Source organism: Myxococcales bacterium (assembly GCA_016717005.1).
Lineage (GTDB): Bacteria > Myxococcota_A > Polyangia > Haliangiales > Haliangiaceae > UBA2376.
The window spans coordinates 130,001-144,267 of the sequence record JADJUF010000007.1 but is presented as its reverse complement, the minus strand read 5'-3'; the positions used below and the strand labels follow the sequence as shown (position 1 = coordinate 144,267).

General features: G+C 74.7%; 14 protein-coding genes (1 of these 14 cut by a window edge). 4 read left to right on the top strand and 10 right to left on the bottom strand.

Annotated elements, in window-relative coordinates; genetic code table 11:
- Positions 1–153: 153 nt before the first annotated feature.
- Complete coding sequence (locus tag IPL61_07595; protein ID MBK9031187.1) at positions 154–1,749, bottom strand: protein kinase; 1,596 nt, start codon at positions 1,747–1,749, stop codon at positions 154–156.
- Between the two features lie 106 nt (positions 1,750–1,855).
- Positions 1,856–3,394, bottom strand: coding sequence for a TIGR02266 family protein (locus IPL61_07590; protein ID MBK9031186.1), 1,539 nt, complete (start codon positions 3,392–3,394; stop codon positions 1,856–1,858).
- On the opposite strand from IPL61_07590, the gene recG reads away from it, so the two are divergent.
- Together recG and IPL61_07580 are read left to right on the top strand one after the other, a co-directional pair.
- Positions 3,348–5,498, top strand: coding sequence for an ATP-dependent DNA helicase RecG (recG, locus tag IPL61_07585; GenBank protein MBK9031185.1), 2,151 nt, complete (start codon positions 3,348–3,350; stop codon positions 5,496–5,498). The genes IPL61_07590 and recG overlap by 47 nt on opposite strands.
- A 288-nt stretch (positions 5,499–5,786) precedes the next feature.
- The gene (locus tag IPL61_07580; GenBank protein MBK9031184.1) at positions 5,787–6,035 is read left to right on the top strand and encodes a hypothetical protein; all 249 of its coding nucleotides are present in this window, start codon (positions 5,787–5,789) and stop codon (positions 6,033–6,035) included.
- A gap of 208 nt (positions 6,036–6,243) precedes the next feature.
- On the opposite strand, the gene IPL61_07575 is transcribed toward IPL61_07580, so the two are convergent.
- Positions 6,244–7,044, bottom strand: coding sequence for a ParB/RepB/Spo0J family partition protein (locus IPL61_07575; protein ID MBK9031183.1), 801 nt, complete (start codon positions 7,042–7,044; stop codon positions 6,244–6,246).
- Positions 7,041–7,829, bottom strand: a complete 789-nt coding sequence (locus IPL61_07570) for a ParA family protein (GenBank protein MBK9031182.1) — start codon at positions 7,827–7,829, stop codon at positions 7,041–7,043. Before IPL61_07570 ends, IPL61_07575 begins: the two co-directional genes overlap by 4 nt.
- Positions 7,830–7,989: 160 nt before the next feature.
- Between IPL61_07570 and IPL61_07565 the strand changes: the two genes are divergently transcribed.
- Complete coding sequence (locus IPL61_07565) at positions 7,990–8,172, top strand: hypothetical protein (protein MBK9031181.1); 183 nt, start codon at positions 7,990–7,992, stop codon at positions 8,170–8,172.
- A gap of 23 nt (positions 8,173–8,195) precedes the next feature.
- Here the strand turns inward: IPL61_07565 and IPL61_07560 are convergent, their stop codons facing one another.
- Together IPL61_07560 and IPL61_07555 are read right to left on the bottom strand one after the other, a co-directional pair.
- A complete protein-coding gene (locus IPL61_07560) occupies positions 8,196–8,375 on the bottom strand; it encodes a hypothetical protein (protein MBK9031180.1) in 180 nt (59 codons plus the stop codon).
- A gap of 110 nt (positions 8,376–8,485) precedes the next feature.
- On the bottom strand, positions 8,486–10,453 hold the full coding sequence (locus tag IPL61_07555) for a sigma 54-dependent Fis family transcriptional regulator (protein MBK9031179.1): 1,968 nt from the start codon (positions 10,451–10,453) through the stop codon (positions 8,486–8,488).
- Positions 10,454–10,557: 104 nt separating this feature from the next.
- Here IPL61_07555 and IPL61_07550 point away from each other — a divergent pair, with 104 nt between their 5' ends.
- Complete coding sequence (locus IPL61_07550; GenBank protein ID MBK9031178.1) at positions 10,558–11,019, top strand: hypothetical protein; 462 nt, start codon at positions 10,558–10,560, stop codon at positions 11,017–11,019.
- Between the two features lie 47 nt (positions 11,020–11,066).
- Here the strand turns inward: IPL61_07550 and IPL61_07545 are convergent, their stop codons facing one another.
- The 4 genes in view from IPL61_07545 to IPL61_07530 are tightly spaced (at most 26 nt apart) and all read right to left on the bottom strand, a layout consistent with a single transcriptional unit that may run on beyond the window.
- Positions 11,067–11,690, bottom strand: a complete 624-nt coding sequence (locus IPL61_07545) for a hypothetical protein (GenBank protein ID MBK9031177.1) — start codon at positions 11,688–11,690, stop codon at positions 11,067–11,069.
- A gap of 26 nt (positions 11,691–11,716) precedes the next feature.
- Positions 11,717–13,267, bottom strand: coding sequence for a GMC family oxidoreductase (locus IPL61_07540; GenBank protein ID MBK9031176.1), 1,551 nt, complete (start codon positions 13,265–13,267; stop codon positions 11,717–11,719).
- Positions 13,267–13,776 carry a hypothetical protein gene (locus IPL61_07535; GenBank protein ID MBK9031175.1) on the bottom strand — a complete coding sequence of 170 codons (510 nt, stop codon included), beginning with the start codon at positions 13,774–13,776 and terminating at the stop codon, positions 13,267–13,269. Before IPL61_07535 ends, IPL61_07540 begins: the two co-directional genes overlap by 1 nt.
- On the bottom strand, positions 13,773–14,267 hold the 3' portion of the coding sequence (locus IPL61_07530; GenBank protein ID MBK9031174.1) for a GntR family transcriptional regulator. 231 nt of this gene lie beyond the right edge of the window; only the last 495 of its 726 coding nucleotides appear in the window; the start codon falls outside the window, past its right edge — the gene reads right to left on this strand; it ends in the stop codon at positions 13,773–13,775. The genes IPL61_07535 and IPL61_07530 overlap by 4 nt, the downstream gene beginning before the upstream one ends.

Below are 14,267 nucleotides of genomic sequence, written 5' to 3'. Positions count from 1 at the left end.
GGGGCAAGCCCCGACAGGGCCCCCACCCACGACGCGAGACTCCCGGCACGTCGACCGGTGCTCGGCCGAAAAAAGTTACAGGCTCTGAGTTCCAGAGGTTCGTCGCCGAACCCAGGCAGGTGCGGGGGACCTCGAGGTGCCGCGCCGCCGCGGTCAGCGCAGGCTCGGCGGCAAGCTCGCGAGCGCGCCGGCGCTGACGCCGATCGCGACCGAGCCGCGGACGCGGTAGCGCACGCGCGTCCGGGCGGCGCGATCCCAGAGCGTGGCCGCGTCGGCGGTCGTCAGCGCGACCCGGGCCAGCTCGACGAGCGGGTAGGCGAACCCGACGAACGTGACGGCGCCGCCGACGAAGCCCAGGAGTCGGGACTCGAGGACGTCGCCGAAGCGATCGATCGCCATGCCGGCCATCATCGGCCCGAGCATGACCAGGTAGCGCAGCGCCGCGGTCAAGAACCCGGTCCGCGCGCCGCGCACCGGCACGATCGCGAGATCGAACAGCGCGTGGCCGAGCGTCGTGCCGAAGCGTCGGATCACCAGCGGGATGAGCAAGAGGAAGTACAGGCCCAGGCCGAGGTTGCCGTTGCCGCCGAGCAGCACGCCGATCGGCACGGCGATGAGCCCGGCCCCGATCAGGTCGACCAGCCCGGCCACGGCCCGGGGCCAGAACCCGGCCGGCCGGCTGCGCACCGGGTTGGCGCGATCGAGATCGTCGATCAGCTCGTCGTAGGTCGCCGGGCGGTCGAAGGGGCGCTTGGCCATCATGCGGGTGATGACGACGTCGGCGAGCCCGACGGTGCGCCGGCGCCGCCGCGCGCCGACCAGCGACGCCCGGGCCGCGGCCTCGTGCTGCGACTGCAGCTCGGCGGCCGAGCCGCCGGCGAACGGCGGCGCGCCGGCGATCATGTGGTGGAGCGTGGCGCCGAGCGCGTAGATGTCGGCCCGGTGATCGACGGCGCGGCCCCGGCCCTGCTCGGGCGCCATGTACAGCGGCGTGCCCACCAGCGCCGACGCCGCGATCGGGGCGTCGTCGTCGGACGTCGGCGGCGCGGCGCCGTCGGCGGCCTCGGTCACCAGGCCGAAGTCCATGACCTTGAGCACGCCGTGCTGATCGATCATCAGGTTCGACGGCTTGACGTCGCGGTGGGTGAAGCCGTGGCGGTGGGCCTCGCGCAGGCCCAGGGCCGCCATGCGCGCGAGCTCGAGCGCGACGTCGGCCGGCAGCGGGCCGCGCTCGAGCCGCTGGGCCAGGGTCTCGCCGTCGATGTACTCCATCGCGAAGAACAGGTGCCCGAGATCCTCGCCGATGAAGTACAGGTGCGCGACGTTGGGGTGGTTGAGCCGGGCCTGGGCCCGGGCCTCGCGGATCAGCCGCTCGCGGCGCCCGGGGTCGCGCGCGACCGCCGCCGGCAGGAGCTTGAGCGCGACCGGCCGATCGAGCGCGAGATCGGTGGCCAGGTAGACCTCGCCCATGCCGCCGTGGCCGAGCGGGCGCACGATCTCGAAGTGGGCCAGGCGCGTGCCCGGCCCGATCGCGTACGCGCCGGGGGTGCCGCGCCGGCCTCCGGCGGTGACGGTGCCGTCGGCGGGCGCGGCGGCGGTCGCGTCGAGCGCGGCCGGGCCAGTGGCGGCGGCGGTCGCGTCGAGCGCGGCCGAGCCGGTGGCGGCGGCGGTCGCGTCGAGCTCGGCCTCCGAGCGCACGTGCGCGGCGGTGGTGGGCGCCGGCACCGTGGCCTCGAACTCGACGGGCACGGCGCATCCTACCGCGCGGCTCGGCCGGGCGAGCGCGATCGGCGCCGCATCTTGCGCGCGGGCGCGGCGGCGGTGGCGAGCGATCGCTGGCGGCGCGGGCGCGGGATCAGCGCACCGCGCTCGGGCGCGCCAGCGCGCGCATCACCGCGAGCTGCAGCTCCTCGAACGCCGGCGGGTTGCCGACCATCTCGTCGGCGCCCGCCGCGCGCGCGTGATCGCGCAGGCGCTTGGTCGACGCCAGCGCGATCGCCGGCACCGGGGAGCTCAGCGCCTTGGCCAGGCGCAAGGTCGCGATCGCGCCCTCGGGATCGCCGTCGACGTCGATCACCATCAGATCGAGATCCTCGGTCACCAGCGTCTCGGCCACCGCGGCGCTCGCGGCCTGGAGCATGTTGGCCGACGCCGCGATCGACTTGACCAGCCGGGTCAGCGACGCCCGGTCCTTGGTGTCGGCCGCCAGCACCAGGATCGCGATGCCGTGGAACTGCGCGACCAGCTGATCGATGGTCTCGCCCAGCTGCGCGGTGATGTCGGTGAACTCGACGCCGATGCCGGGCGGCCCGTCGGGGCTGCTGGGCTCGCGTCGCCACGCGACCACGCCCGAGAGCACCACCTCGCCAGAGCCGGGGATGCGAAAGGTCAGCGCCACGGTCGCGCCGAGCGGCAGATCCTGGAACGTCTCGACGAACAACCCGCCGCGCGACAGGTTGAGCGAGTAGGTGATCAGGAACGACGACGCCGACCTGAACTCGACCGCGACCACGTAGGGCATGCGCGGGAACTCGCGATCGACCATGTCGGTGAAGTATCGCCCGCCGCCGCGCGCGCGGCGAGTCGGCGATCCAACAAAGTCGCGCAGCGTCGGTGTACGACGCGTGCGCACCGTGGTAGCCCGGACGCGGTGGATCCGGTTCGACGCGCCGCGCTCGCGCTGCAGCGCCCGCTGCTGCTGGCCGCCGCCGACCGCTTCGCTGGCCTGGCCCACGTGCGCGAGCTCGGCCCGGCGCTGCGCGCCGGCTGCGACCAGGTGCTCGCGGCCGCGGCCTCCGCCGCGCCGCTCGCCGCGCTGGTCGCCTGGCGCCGCATCCTGATCGGGTTCGAGGCCCTCGATCGACACGCCCAGACCGTCGAGATCGCGCGCGGCCTCCGATTGATGCTGAGCCTGGTCGGGCCGCCACCGCTCGAGCTGGTCGCACAGCTCACCGCCGAGCGCGATCGAGCGTGCGAGACCAGCGCCGGAACCGGCGTCGGCGTCGGGGGCGGCGTCGGAACCGGAACCGGAACCGGAACCGGCGTCGGAACCGGAACCGGAGTCGGAACCGGAACCGGAACCGGCGGCGGAAGCGGAACCGGAACCGGCGTCGGAACCGGAGGCGGAAGCGGAGGGAACCGGAACCGGAGTCGGAACCGGAACCGGAACCGGCGTCGGAACCGGCGTCGGAACCGGCGTCGGAGCCGGAACCGGAACCGGAACCGGCGTCGGATCCGGAACCGGAACCGGAGGCGGAGTCGGAACCGGAGTCGGAACCGGAACCGGAGCCGGCGCTGTAGCCGGACCCGGGCCCGGAGCCCGCCGTCCTCGCGCCGCCCCTGCGCCGCTGCTGCTCGCCGACGATCCGCTGGCGGCGCCGACCACCTCGATCAAGGGCATCGGCCCGGCGCTGGCTGCCGCGCTCGCCGCGCGCGGCCTGACCACCGTCGAGGATCTGCTGTGGCTGGTGCCGCGGCGCTGGCTCGACGCGCGCGAGGTGATGCCGCTGACCGAGGCGCTCGCCGGCGCCGCCGACGGCGATCGCATCGGCCTCCGCGCCACCGTCGTCGCGGCCCGCACGGTCCGCGCCCGCGGTCGAGCCTGGGGCGAGGTCCGCCTCGGCGACGGCGTCGGCGCGAGCGCGCTGCTGGTCGTGCGGTTCTTCGGCGTGTGGTCCGGGATCGATCGCCGGTTCCCGGTCGGCGCCGAGGCCGCGCTGTCAGGCGTCGTCCGTCGACGCGCCGGTCACCACGAGATGGCCAACCCCGACGTGCTCGGCGTCGCGGTCGAGGGCGCGGTCGGCGACGTCGCCCAGGTCATCCCGCGTTACCCCGACGTCGTCGGGGTGCCGGCGGCGCGGTTGCGCACCGCGTGCCAGACCGCGGCGGCCCGGGTCGCGACCCACGTCGACGACGGCGTGCCCGTCGCCGTGGCCGCGCGCCAGGCGCTGCCGCCCCTGGCCGAGGCCCTGACCGCGCTGCACGCGCCGACGCCGAGCCTGTCGACGGCCGAGGTCGCCGCGCTCAACGCCGGCACCAGCCCCTACCACCGGCGCCTGGCGTTCGCCGAGCTGTTCGCGCTCGGCGCCGTGGTGGTGCGACGTCGGCGCCTGCTGCGCTCGGATCACGCGCGGCCGCTGCCGCCGGCGCCGGCGCTCGACGCCGAGCTCGCGCGGGCGCTGCCGTTCGCGCTGACCGCGGCCCAGCGCCGCGCGATCGCCGAGCTGCGCGCCGACCTGGTGCGGCCGACGCCGATGAACCGCTTGCTCCAGGGCGACGTCGGCGCCGGCAAGACCGCGGTGGCGTTCGCGGCCGCGCTGCACGCGCTGCGGGCCGGCGCCCAGGTCGCGCTGATGGCGCCGACCGAGATCCTGGCCGAGCAGCACCACGCGACCTTCAGCCGCTGGTGCGCGCCGCTCGGCATCCGCACCACGCTCTTGACCGCGTCGACCGCGCGCGGCACCCGGGCCTCGACCGTCGCGCTCCTCGGCGCCGGCGACATCGGCCTGGCGATCGGCACCCACGCGCTCCTGGCCGACGCCGTCGGCTTCGCCCGCCTGGGCCTGGCGATCATCGACGAGCAGCACCGGTTCGGCGTGGCCCAGCGGGTCCGGCTGCGCGGCAAGGGCGACGGCCTCGCGCCGCACCTGCTGGTGATGACCGCGACGCCGATCCCGCGCACGCTGGCGCTCACCGCGTTCGGCGATCTGGACGCGACGGTGATCGACGAGCTGCCGCCGGGGCGCGCCGCGCCGACGACCGTGGTGGGGCGGGGCGCCAAGGGCCGGGCCGCCGCCTACGCGCGCGTGGTCGAGCGCTGCCGCGCCGGCGAGCGGGCGTTCGTGGTGTGCCCGCTGGTCGAGGCCTCGAGCGACGACACCCGGGGCGGCTGGGCCGACGCGGTCGGCGTCCACGCCGCGCTGACCGCGCGGCTCGCGCCGCTGCGGGTCGGGCTGGTCCACGGGCGGCTGCCGGCCGACCTGCGCGACGCGACGATGGCCGCGTTCGCTGGCGGCGACCTCGACGTGCTGGTCGCGACCACGGTCATCGAGGTCGGCGTCGACGTGCCGGCGGCGACCGTCATGGTCATCGAGGACGCCGATCACTTCGGCCTCGCGCAGCTCCACCAGCTCCGCGGTCGCATCGGCCGCGGCGGCGGCGCCGCGTGGTGCCACCTGCTCACCAAGGGCGGCAAGACCGACGACGGCAAGCGCCGCCTCGAGGTGATCGCCGACACCTCCGACGGCTTCCGCATCGCCGAGGAAGACCTGCTGCTGCGCGGCCCCGGCGAGCTGCTCGGCGCCCGCCAGGCCGGCGTGCCGCGCCTCCGCTTCGGCGACCTGGCCCAGCACACCGCGCTCTTGCTCGCCGCCCGGGCCGAGGCCGAGGCCGTGCTCGCCGACGATCCCGACCTCGCGCGGCCCGAGCACGCCGCCCTGGGCCGGCTGGTGCGCCGGCGGGAGGCCGCGGCCGAGGCGTTCGGGGCCGAGGGCGGCTGAGCGCACCGCCTTCGAAGCCGCAGGGGCAACGATCCGCGCTGATCCGCGCCGGCCTCGGCGCTCCAATCTCGAAGTGGCGTGGCAGAGGTTGGGCGTTCCTGTGACGACGTGACGAAGCGATCGCGCACGAGGCGTGGCGGGGGCACAGCGGGTGAAGGCTGCGCTGACGCGCGGGCCCGGCGGGAGCCCACGCCTCCGGCCGCGGCGCCCGGCGCGCGGCCGCCGCGCCCCCCCCCGGCGGCGCCCGCCGGCGCAATCGCCGGCTGACGGCGACGTGGTGAGGCGGTGGTGGGCGGGCACTCGGTCCACGCGGGGCCTAGCACCCTGACCCTGTCCACGATCATCGAGCCGGGCCGCAAGGCCACGGCCACCACCTGGACATTGTCGGATCGCGACACCGCTGAGGTCTTTGCGACCGCGGCGTGTCCCGGGGACGAGCACGGCGACCACGCCCGGGAGGACGGTCGCGCCGCGGCCCGCAAGCACGCCCTCGGGCGCGGCCTGCGGATCGTCGACGCCGACGTGCGGGTGGCCTGACGCCGCGGAGCCGTCGGGCCGTCGGCGGTGAGCCCCCCCGAGGTGCCCGCCCTGCAGCGCTTCGAGTGGTCGGACGTTGGTTACTCGACCAGCAGCTTGTCGAGCAGGCGGTCGAGGTGGTCGAGGTCGAGGTAGCGGATGGCGATCGTGCCGGCCTTGCTGGCGCCGCCGTCCTCGTCGAGCGTGACCGGCGCGCCCAGGGCCCGGGTCAAGCGCTCCTCGAGGTCCTTGGCGGCGGCCGACTTCTCGGCCCGCGCGGCGTCCCGGGGCCGCGATCGCGCGGCGGGGCGGGATCGTGCGTGGCGCGCACCAGCGACTCGGTGGCGCGGACCGACAGGCTCTTGGCCACGACGGCGCGGGCGGCCACCTCGATCGCCGCGGTGTCCTCGAGCCCGAGCAGCGCGCGGGCGTGGCCCATCGACAGCCGGCGATCCTCGACCATCGCGCGCACGCCGTCGGGCAGCTTGAGCAGCCGCACCGCGTTGGCGACGGTCGAGCGGTCCTTGCCGACCCGGGCCGCGACCTCGTCCTGGTGCAGGCCGAACTCGTCGATCAGCCGCTGGAACGCCAGCGCCTCCTCGATCGGGTTGAGATCGGCGCGCTGCAGGTTCTCGACCAGCGCGCGCTCGAACGCCTCGCGCGAGTCGACGTCCTGGATCACCACCGGCACGTCGTGCCGGCCGGCGCGCTGCGCCGCGCGCCAGCGGCGCTCGCCGGCGATCAGCGTGTAGCCGCCGGCGGGCCGCGGCCGCACGACCAGCGGCATGATCACGCCGTGGGTGCGGATCGACGCGGCCAGCTCGTCGAGCTCGCGGTCGTCGAAGCGCCGGCGCGGCTGCTCGGCGCTGGGGTAGACGTCCTCGATCGGCGCCTGGAAGTAGGTGCGGGCGATGATCGCGGCCGGGGCGGCCGGCGCCGCCGTCGGGACCGCCGCCACTGGCGGCTTCGCCGGCATCAGGGCCCCGAGGCCGCGCCCGAGGCCGCGCCCGCCGCGCTTGGGGTCGCTCACGACGCCGGCCTCATGGCCGGCTGGCCCTGGCGGGCCAGGTACTCGTCGGCGACCGCCAGGTAGCTCTTGGCGCCCGGGCTGCGGAAGTCGTAGAGCAGCGCCGGCTTGCCGTGGGACGGCGCCTCGGACAGCCGCACGTTGCGCGGCACCAGCGTGTCGAACACCTTGGCGCCGAAGAACGACTGGACCTCGCCCCGGACCTGCGCCGACAGGTTGGTGCGCGCGTCGAACATGCAGAACAGCACGCCGTCGATGGTCAAGCGCGGGTTGTAGGTGGTGCGGACCCGCTCGATCGTCGTCGACAAGGACGAGATGCCCTCGAGCGCGAAGTACTCGGCCTGCATCGGCACGACCACGCCGTCGGCGGCGCACAGGGCGTTGAGCGTCAGCATGCCGAGCGACGGCGGGCAGTCGATCACGATGTAGTCGTAGCGGTCCTTCACCGTCGCCAGCGCGTCGGCCAGGATCCACTCGCGGCGCTCGGCGCTGATCAGCTCGATCTCGGCGCCGACCAGATCGGTGTTGGCCGGCGCCACCCACAAGGTCGTGATCTCGGTCGGCCGGATGACGTCGGCCAGGGCGACCTCGCCGACCAGGGCGTCGTACATCGACAGCTCGATCCGGTCGCGCGGGTAGCCGACCCCGGAGGACGCGTTGCCCTGGGGGTCGAAGTCGCACAGGAGCACGTGGTAGCCGCGGCTGGCGACGGACGCGGCCAGGTTGATGGCGGTCGTGGTCTTACCGACGCCGCCTTTCTGGTTCGCGACCGCGACGATCCGGGTCATCGCGACGCCGTTAGCACGTTCGTCTGACGTCGCGCCATCGCGTCATCGTCGTGAACCCGCAACGCAGCGCAATTCGTTGCCGAAAAGTTTACCGAGGTGATCCTTTGGAATACCTTGTGAACAGATGTAGGACATGTGGGTCCTACAGGGAGAAACCACGATGTCTACCTCGCCGCGTATCTATGGTTCGTTCGCCGAGTTCGAGCGCGATGAGCTGCGCAAGCTGGACTCGCTTCACACCTCGGTCTCGGACATGGTCGAGGAGCGCTTCGCGGAAGAGCTCGACTTCGCCGGGTCGGGCGAGGCGCCTCGCAAGCGCGGTCGCCCCCGCAAGATCCGCTAGCCCCGTCACCCCGCCGCGCGGGGTCACAGCTCCCAGGTCAGGCCCGCCTGGACCAGGGCGCTGGACCAGGTCACGCCCGCCTGGACCAGGGCGCTGGCCCGGGACGGCAGGAGGGTGAAGCCGGGGTAGCTGTAGCGGAGCAGGTCGAGGCGGGTGTCGAGCAGCAGGCGCCGCTGCTCATGAGCATCGGGTTCGATCAGCACCTTGGTCAGCTCGCTCTGACCAGGTGGCCGGTGGTCGCCCAGATCCTCGTCGGACGTGTCGTAGGTGTACGCGCTCGGCGCCAGCCTCGACGGTGAGCGCCGCGCGCGGCTCAGCCGATGCCGTACTCCTTCAGCTTCTTGTAGAGCGTCGAGCGATCGATCTCGAGGATCCCGGCGGCCTGGGCCTTGTTGCCGCCGGTGGCGGCCAGGGCCGCGATGATGCCCTCGCGCTCGAGCTCGCGCAGCGATCTGGCGGCGGGCGCCGCGGGGGCCGCGGGCGGCGGCGGCGCCTCGGCGCCCGGCGGATCGATCCGCGGCTCGGGTACGATCGGCGGGACCACCAGCGCCGGCGAGCTGGTCGGCGGCACCGGCAGGCCGGGCAGGCTCTGGGCCGCGAGCGTCACGGGGCCGGTGATCGTCATCGAGCCCAGCGGCGGCGTCGGCGCGCTGCGGCGGTGCGGGATCCGCGCGATCAGGTTCGGCGGCAGGTCGCCCTCCTCGATCCACTCGCTGCGGCCGAGCACGACCGCGCGCTCGATCGCGTTGCGCAGCTCGCGCACGTTGCCGGGCCACGGGTGCGCGACCAGCGCCGCCATCGCGTCGGGGCGGAACCCGCGCACGCGGCGCCCGATCTGCTGGCGCATGCGGGTCAGGAAGTGCTCGGCCAAGAGCGGGATGTCGTCGGCGCGCTCGCGCAGCGCCGGGACGATCGCGTGGATCACCGACAGCCGGTAGTACAGGTCCTCGCGGAACAGGCCGCGCCGCGCCAGCTCGGGCAGATCGCGGTTGGTCGCGGCGATCAGCCGGACGTCGACCGCGACCGACCGGGTGCCGCCGACCCGCTCGAACTGCCGCTCCTCGAGCACGCGCAGCAGCTTGGTCTGCAGCGCCAGCGGCATCTCGCCGATCTCGTCGAGGAACAGCGTGCCCTTGTCGGCGGCCTCGAAGCGGCCGATCTTCTTGTCGGTGGCGCCGGTGAACGCGCCCTTCTCGTGGCCGAACAGCTCGCTCTCGATCAGCGTCTCGGTCAGCGCCGCGCAGTTGACCGCGACGCACGGGCCGGCCGCGCGCCGGCTGCCGCGGTGGATCGCCCGGGCCACCATCTCCTTGCCGGCGCCGGACTCGCCGCCGAGCAGCACCGTGGCGTCGGTCGGCGCGACCCGGGCGACCAGCTCGAGCAGCGCCCGCGCCGGCGGCGATCGGCCGATCAGCTCGCGGTCGCCGAGCCGCTCCTCGAGCACCTCCTGGGTGCGGACCAGGAGGCCCTGGGTGTCGGCCGCGGCCAGCGCCGCCGCGACCAGCTGGCCGAGGCACCCGGCCGCCATCAGCTCGAGCTCGCCGAAGCTGCCGGTGGCGCGATCGGCCACCAGCACCGCGGCGGCGGCGCCGGTCCCGACCGGCACCGCCAGCGCCGGGCGTGAGCCGAGATCGATCGCGAGCGCGCGCCCGCGGCCCAGGACCGTGTCGAGCACCGCGTCGGGCAGCACCAGGCTCGGCCCCGCATCGCCGGCGCGCCCGAGCGGCGTGGTCGCCCCGCGATCGCGCGCCAGCACGAACCCGCGCTCGGCCGAGACCAAGGTCAGGCTGGCCTCGGCGGCGGCCTGGGCCACCTCGCCGCGGCCGCGCCCGATCGCCGCGGTCAGCCGCTCGCCCAGCGCCGCGAGCGTCGCCAGGTGCCGACGCGCGCCGGCGTCGACGGCGGGCCCGCCCAGCGCCATCAGCTCGCGGGTGCCGATCTCGATCGTGACCTTGGCCGGCGCCGCCGCGCGCGTGACCGTGACCGCGCCCTGCGGCAGGAACGTCAGCCGGGTCTGGCCGACGGTGATCTCGTCGCCGGCCTCGAGCAGCCGCTCGGTCACCGGCGCGCCGTTGACCAGCGTCTTGTTGCGGCTGCCGGCGTCGACGACCGCCAGGCCGCCGTCGCGCGGCTCGAGCGAGCAGTGCAGGCGCGACACCGACGGATCGGTGAGCTGGGCGGCGTTGTCCTCGCCGCGGCCGACGCCGCCACCGCGGGCGGTGATATCGAACTCGCGCCCGCGATCGGGGCCGTCGATGACGATCAGTCGCGCCAGAGCCACGGCGCCATCGTACCGGATGCGCGGCCGTCGTGAACGTCGGCGACCGCGCCAACATCTGTGGTGCTATGCCCGATCGATCGCGCGCGCGCCTGCTACAACACGGCATGCGTGTCCGTGCCCTCGTCGTCGTCGCCATCGTGCTGGTCGCCTGCGGCGGAAGCAAGAAGCCTGCGACCGATCCCGGCCAGGGCTCGGGCTCCGCGCCGCCGGATCCCGGCGTCGTCGCGCAGACCCTCGTCGGCTGGGGCCAGCAGCCGGTGCCCGACGGCAAGCTCAACCTGTTCCTGGAGGTCGGCGACCACACCGGCGCCGCCAAGTCGTACCCGATCGGCACCACCGTCGGACCGTGCGCGGTCGCGCCGCCCAGCGGCCCCGACGCGGTCACCGTGCTCCGGTGCGTCACCGACGGCGTCGGCCGCGAGTACCGCGCGGTCTACCGCGGCGAGATCATCGTGCTGATGCGCGCGGTCGACCCGTCCGACGATCCCGCCGACGTCGAGCTCTCGTTCCGCGAGGTGCTGCGCGTCGACGTGCCGGTCGGCTCCAAGGTCGGCCCCGCGCAGTAGTCCGTCGGCGCATCAGTCACCCGTCGGCGCCGCAACCCGCCCGCGCGTCAGCGCGCGATCGTCGTCGGCCCCGGCTGGTGGCGCTCGAGGATGAAGAACGACGCGGTCGGCACCCGCAGCGGGCCGAGCGCGTAGTAGGCCTTGCCGAGCAGCAGGTCGGGGTCGGCGGCGTCGACCTGGACGACGTAGTCGCGCAGGCCGGCGCTCGCGTCGAAGCGCGGGTTGCCGCCGCGCCCGTAGTCGAGCAGGAGCGCGTGCAGGTAGCGGTTGTCCCGCGCGGTCGGATCGACCGGCGCGACCGTGTAGAAGCCGAACCGCTTCGGGGCGGTCACGCTCGGCAGGCCGTACCAGCCGTCGGCGATGCGGTTCTGCTCGACCGGGTAGTTGTAGCCCCAGGTCGCGCCGGCGGCGTCGCGCCAGAAGCCCTTCACGAACTTCTTGATGCCGAGCAGCTTGAAGTGCGCCGGCGAGTTGAGGCCGCGGAACTCCCAGCCGGCCAGGCCGGCGAGGTCGGGCGTCACGCCGCGCACGAACACCTGCTCGAGCGCGGCGAGCGACATGCGCTCGAGCTCGAGCACGCGCGCGCTCGGCTGGTTGGGGCGGGGCGGCGGCGCGGTCGGGGCGGGCGCGGGCGCGGGCGTCGTCGTGGCGGTGGTCGCGGTCGTGGTCATGGCGGTCCTCGCAGGTCGAGTGGCGATCAGGTCCAGGTGTCGAGCACGTGCGCGGCGGCCCGGGTGGCCAGCGCCATGATCGTCTCCATCGGGTTCACGCCGATCGGCGTGGGGAACAGGCTGGCGTCGCAGACCATCAGCGCGTCGGCGTCGTGGACGTAGCCGTGGCCGTCGGTGACCGCGCGCGCGCGATCGGTGCCCATGGCCGCGGTGCCCATCATGTGGACGGTCACGACCTCCATCGCCTTGCGCGCGATCGGGTGGGCGTAGAGCGCGCGGGTGTCGTCGGCCGAGGTCAGCTCGGGCACGCCCGCGAACGGCGTCGCGATCCGCCGCGCGCCGGCCGCGAACAACAGCTCGGCCAGCAGCGCCACGCCGCGGATCAGCTTGTGCGCGTCGAACTCGGCCAGCTGGTAGAACGCCTGGGGGCGGCCGGCGATCGTGCGGACGCGCCCGGTCGCGGTGTCCTCGCACAGCATGCCGGCGACGACGGTCTTGTCGTAGTCGACCATCAGCCGGTGCAGCTCGGCGCCGCGCGGGTGCGAGGTCATCGCCAGGATGCCGGGCGGGATGTTGACCGCCGCGAACAGCAGGCCCTCGCCCTCGAACTCGCGCACCTGGAAGGCCTGGTGCACGCCCTCCCAGCCGCGGACCGGCTGATCGAACACCGCCGACAGCTTGACGTTGGGGTGCAGCGACAGGTTGTGGCCGAGCCGGCCCGACGGCGAGCGCACGCCCGACCGCGCGAGCAGCGCCGGGGTCTGGATCGCGCCGCAGGCCGCGACCGTCAGCTTCGCCTGGACGCTGATCCGGTGCCCGGGCCGGCCGTCGGCGCCGACGACGCGGCCGACGATGCCGGTCGCGCGCTTGCCGGCCATCACGACGCGCTCGACCCGGACGTCCGACAGGAGCCGCGCGCCGAAGTGCAGCGCGCGGGGGATGTAGCTGACCAGCGCCGACTGCTTGGCGCCGGTCGGGCACCCGAACGCGCAGTTGTTCGAGCCCGGGCAGTGGACCTGGTTGCGCAGGTTGGGGATGACCTTCCAGCCCATCGCGTCGGCGCCGCGCTTGAGCAGGTGGTTGTCCTCCCCGATCGACTCGGGATCCTGGCCGGCGACGTGGATGCGGCGCTCGACCCGGGCGAAGTACGGCTCCATGTCGGCGGGGCGGACGCCGTCGATGCCGGCCTCGCGCCACCAGCGATCGAGGATGCGCTCGGGCGTGCGCCACGACATGCCGCCGTTGATCACCGTCGAGCCGCCGACCGCGCGGCCCTCCTGGAACAGCACCGGCGGATCGCCGATCGCCATCGACGCGCCGCCGTCGCGGTACAGCGTCCGGACCGCGGCCGAGGCGTCGGCGGTGAAGTCGCGGGTCGTGTAGTAGCGGCCCTCCTCGACGATCACCACGTCGAGCCCGCACTCGGCCAGCTCGGCCGCCAGCGTGGCGCCGCCGGCGCCGGAGCCGACGATCACGACGTCGGCCTCGAGCGCGAGGTCGCCGTGGACGGCGTCGCGGGTGATGACGCCGGCGGGGATCCGATCCTGCGCGACCGCGGGGCGAGGCAGGGCCACCATCAGACGTGCTCCTTGGCGCGGGCGCCGACCCTGGGCCGCAGCGGATCGGGCTCGATCAGGCTGCGCTGGTGCCGGTCGATGTCGGCCTGGTAGACCTCGAGCCGCCGGCGCTTGACCCGCTCGATCCACGCCGCGGGCGTGTAGCCGAGCGCGGCCTGCATGGTCGGGTGCTCGTAGCAGGCCAGCTTGAGCAGCTGGCCGATGCCCTTCGCGAACTGCTCGTGGGCCGGGGTCGGGCCGTGCTCCCAGGTCAGGTAGTACCGCTCGGCCAGATCCGGCGGCAGGCGGTGGGCGCGGCGGCGTCCGCCCGGGCCCCAGGCCACCGCGAGCGCGTCGTAGCCGAAGATGCCGGTCACGAGCGCGCGCCGGAATCCGGCGGGCAGGGCGCCCATCGTCAGCCCGACGTGGGCGACGACGTCGTCGGCCAGGTCGTTGGCCTCGGGCGGCAGGATCACCGGCACCAGGCTGTGCAGCAGCGCGGCGGTCGTCGGCGAGTGGGCGTAGGTCACGTCGGGCCTCCCAGCATGGCGGCGTCGTGGCGATCGAGGTAGGCGGTGATGCGCGTCGCGGCGGTGGCGCCGTCCTTGCGATCGAGCGCGTCGAGGTAGCCGGTGGCCGCGACGACGTAGTCGTCCGGAACCCGGACGGTCACGACCGTGGCGATGTCGAGGTAGACCCCGGCGATCCGGTTGAGCATCCACACCGCCGGCAGGAACCCGGTGGCCTCGACCACCGCCCGCATGACCAGGAAGTCCTCGTGGACGAACGCGGCCGGGCGATCGCGCGCGGCCCAGGCGCGCTCGACCTGGGCCCGGGCGGCGGTCGTGCCGCCGGCCGGCATGCGCGCCGCGATCAGCTTGACGATCTCACCGATCAGCGTGCGCCGCAGCGCCAGCAGATCGCGCAGCAGGTCGAGCGTGGTGGTGCCGTCGGGCGGCCGGCCGTAGCGCAGGAACGCCGGCAACACCTCGATCGTCCACTCGGCCCGGGGCCGCACGAC

Coding starts and splice junctions, on each gene's coding strand:
- IPL61_07570 (MBK9031182.1), bottom strand. CDS start 7,829: ATGACCCGGATCGTCGCGGTCGCGAACCAGAAAGGCGGCGTCGGTAAG.
- IPL61_07565 (MBK9031181.1), top strand. CDS start 7,990: ATGTCTACCTCGCCGCGTATCTATGGTTCGTTCGCCGAGTTCGAGCGC.
- IPL61_07550 (MBK9031178.1), top strand. CDS start 10,558: ATGCGTGTCCGTGCCCTCGTCGTCGTCGCCATCGTGCTGGTCGCCTGC.
- IPL61_07545 (MBK9031177.1), bottom strand. CDS start 11,690: ATGACCACGACCGCGACCACCGCCACGACGACGCCCGCGCCCGCGCCC.
- IPL61_07540 (MBK9031176.1), bottom strand. CDS start 13,267: ATGGTGGCCCTGCCTCGCCCCGCGGTCGCGCAGGATCGGATCCCCGCC.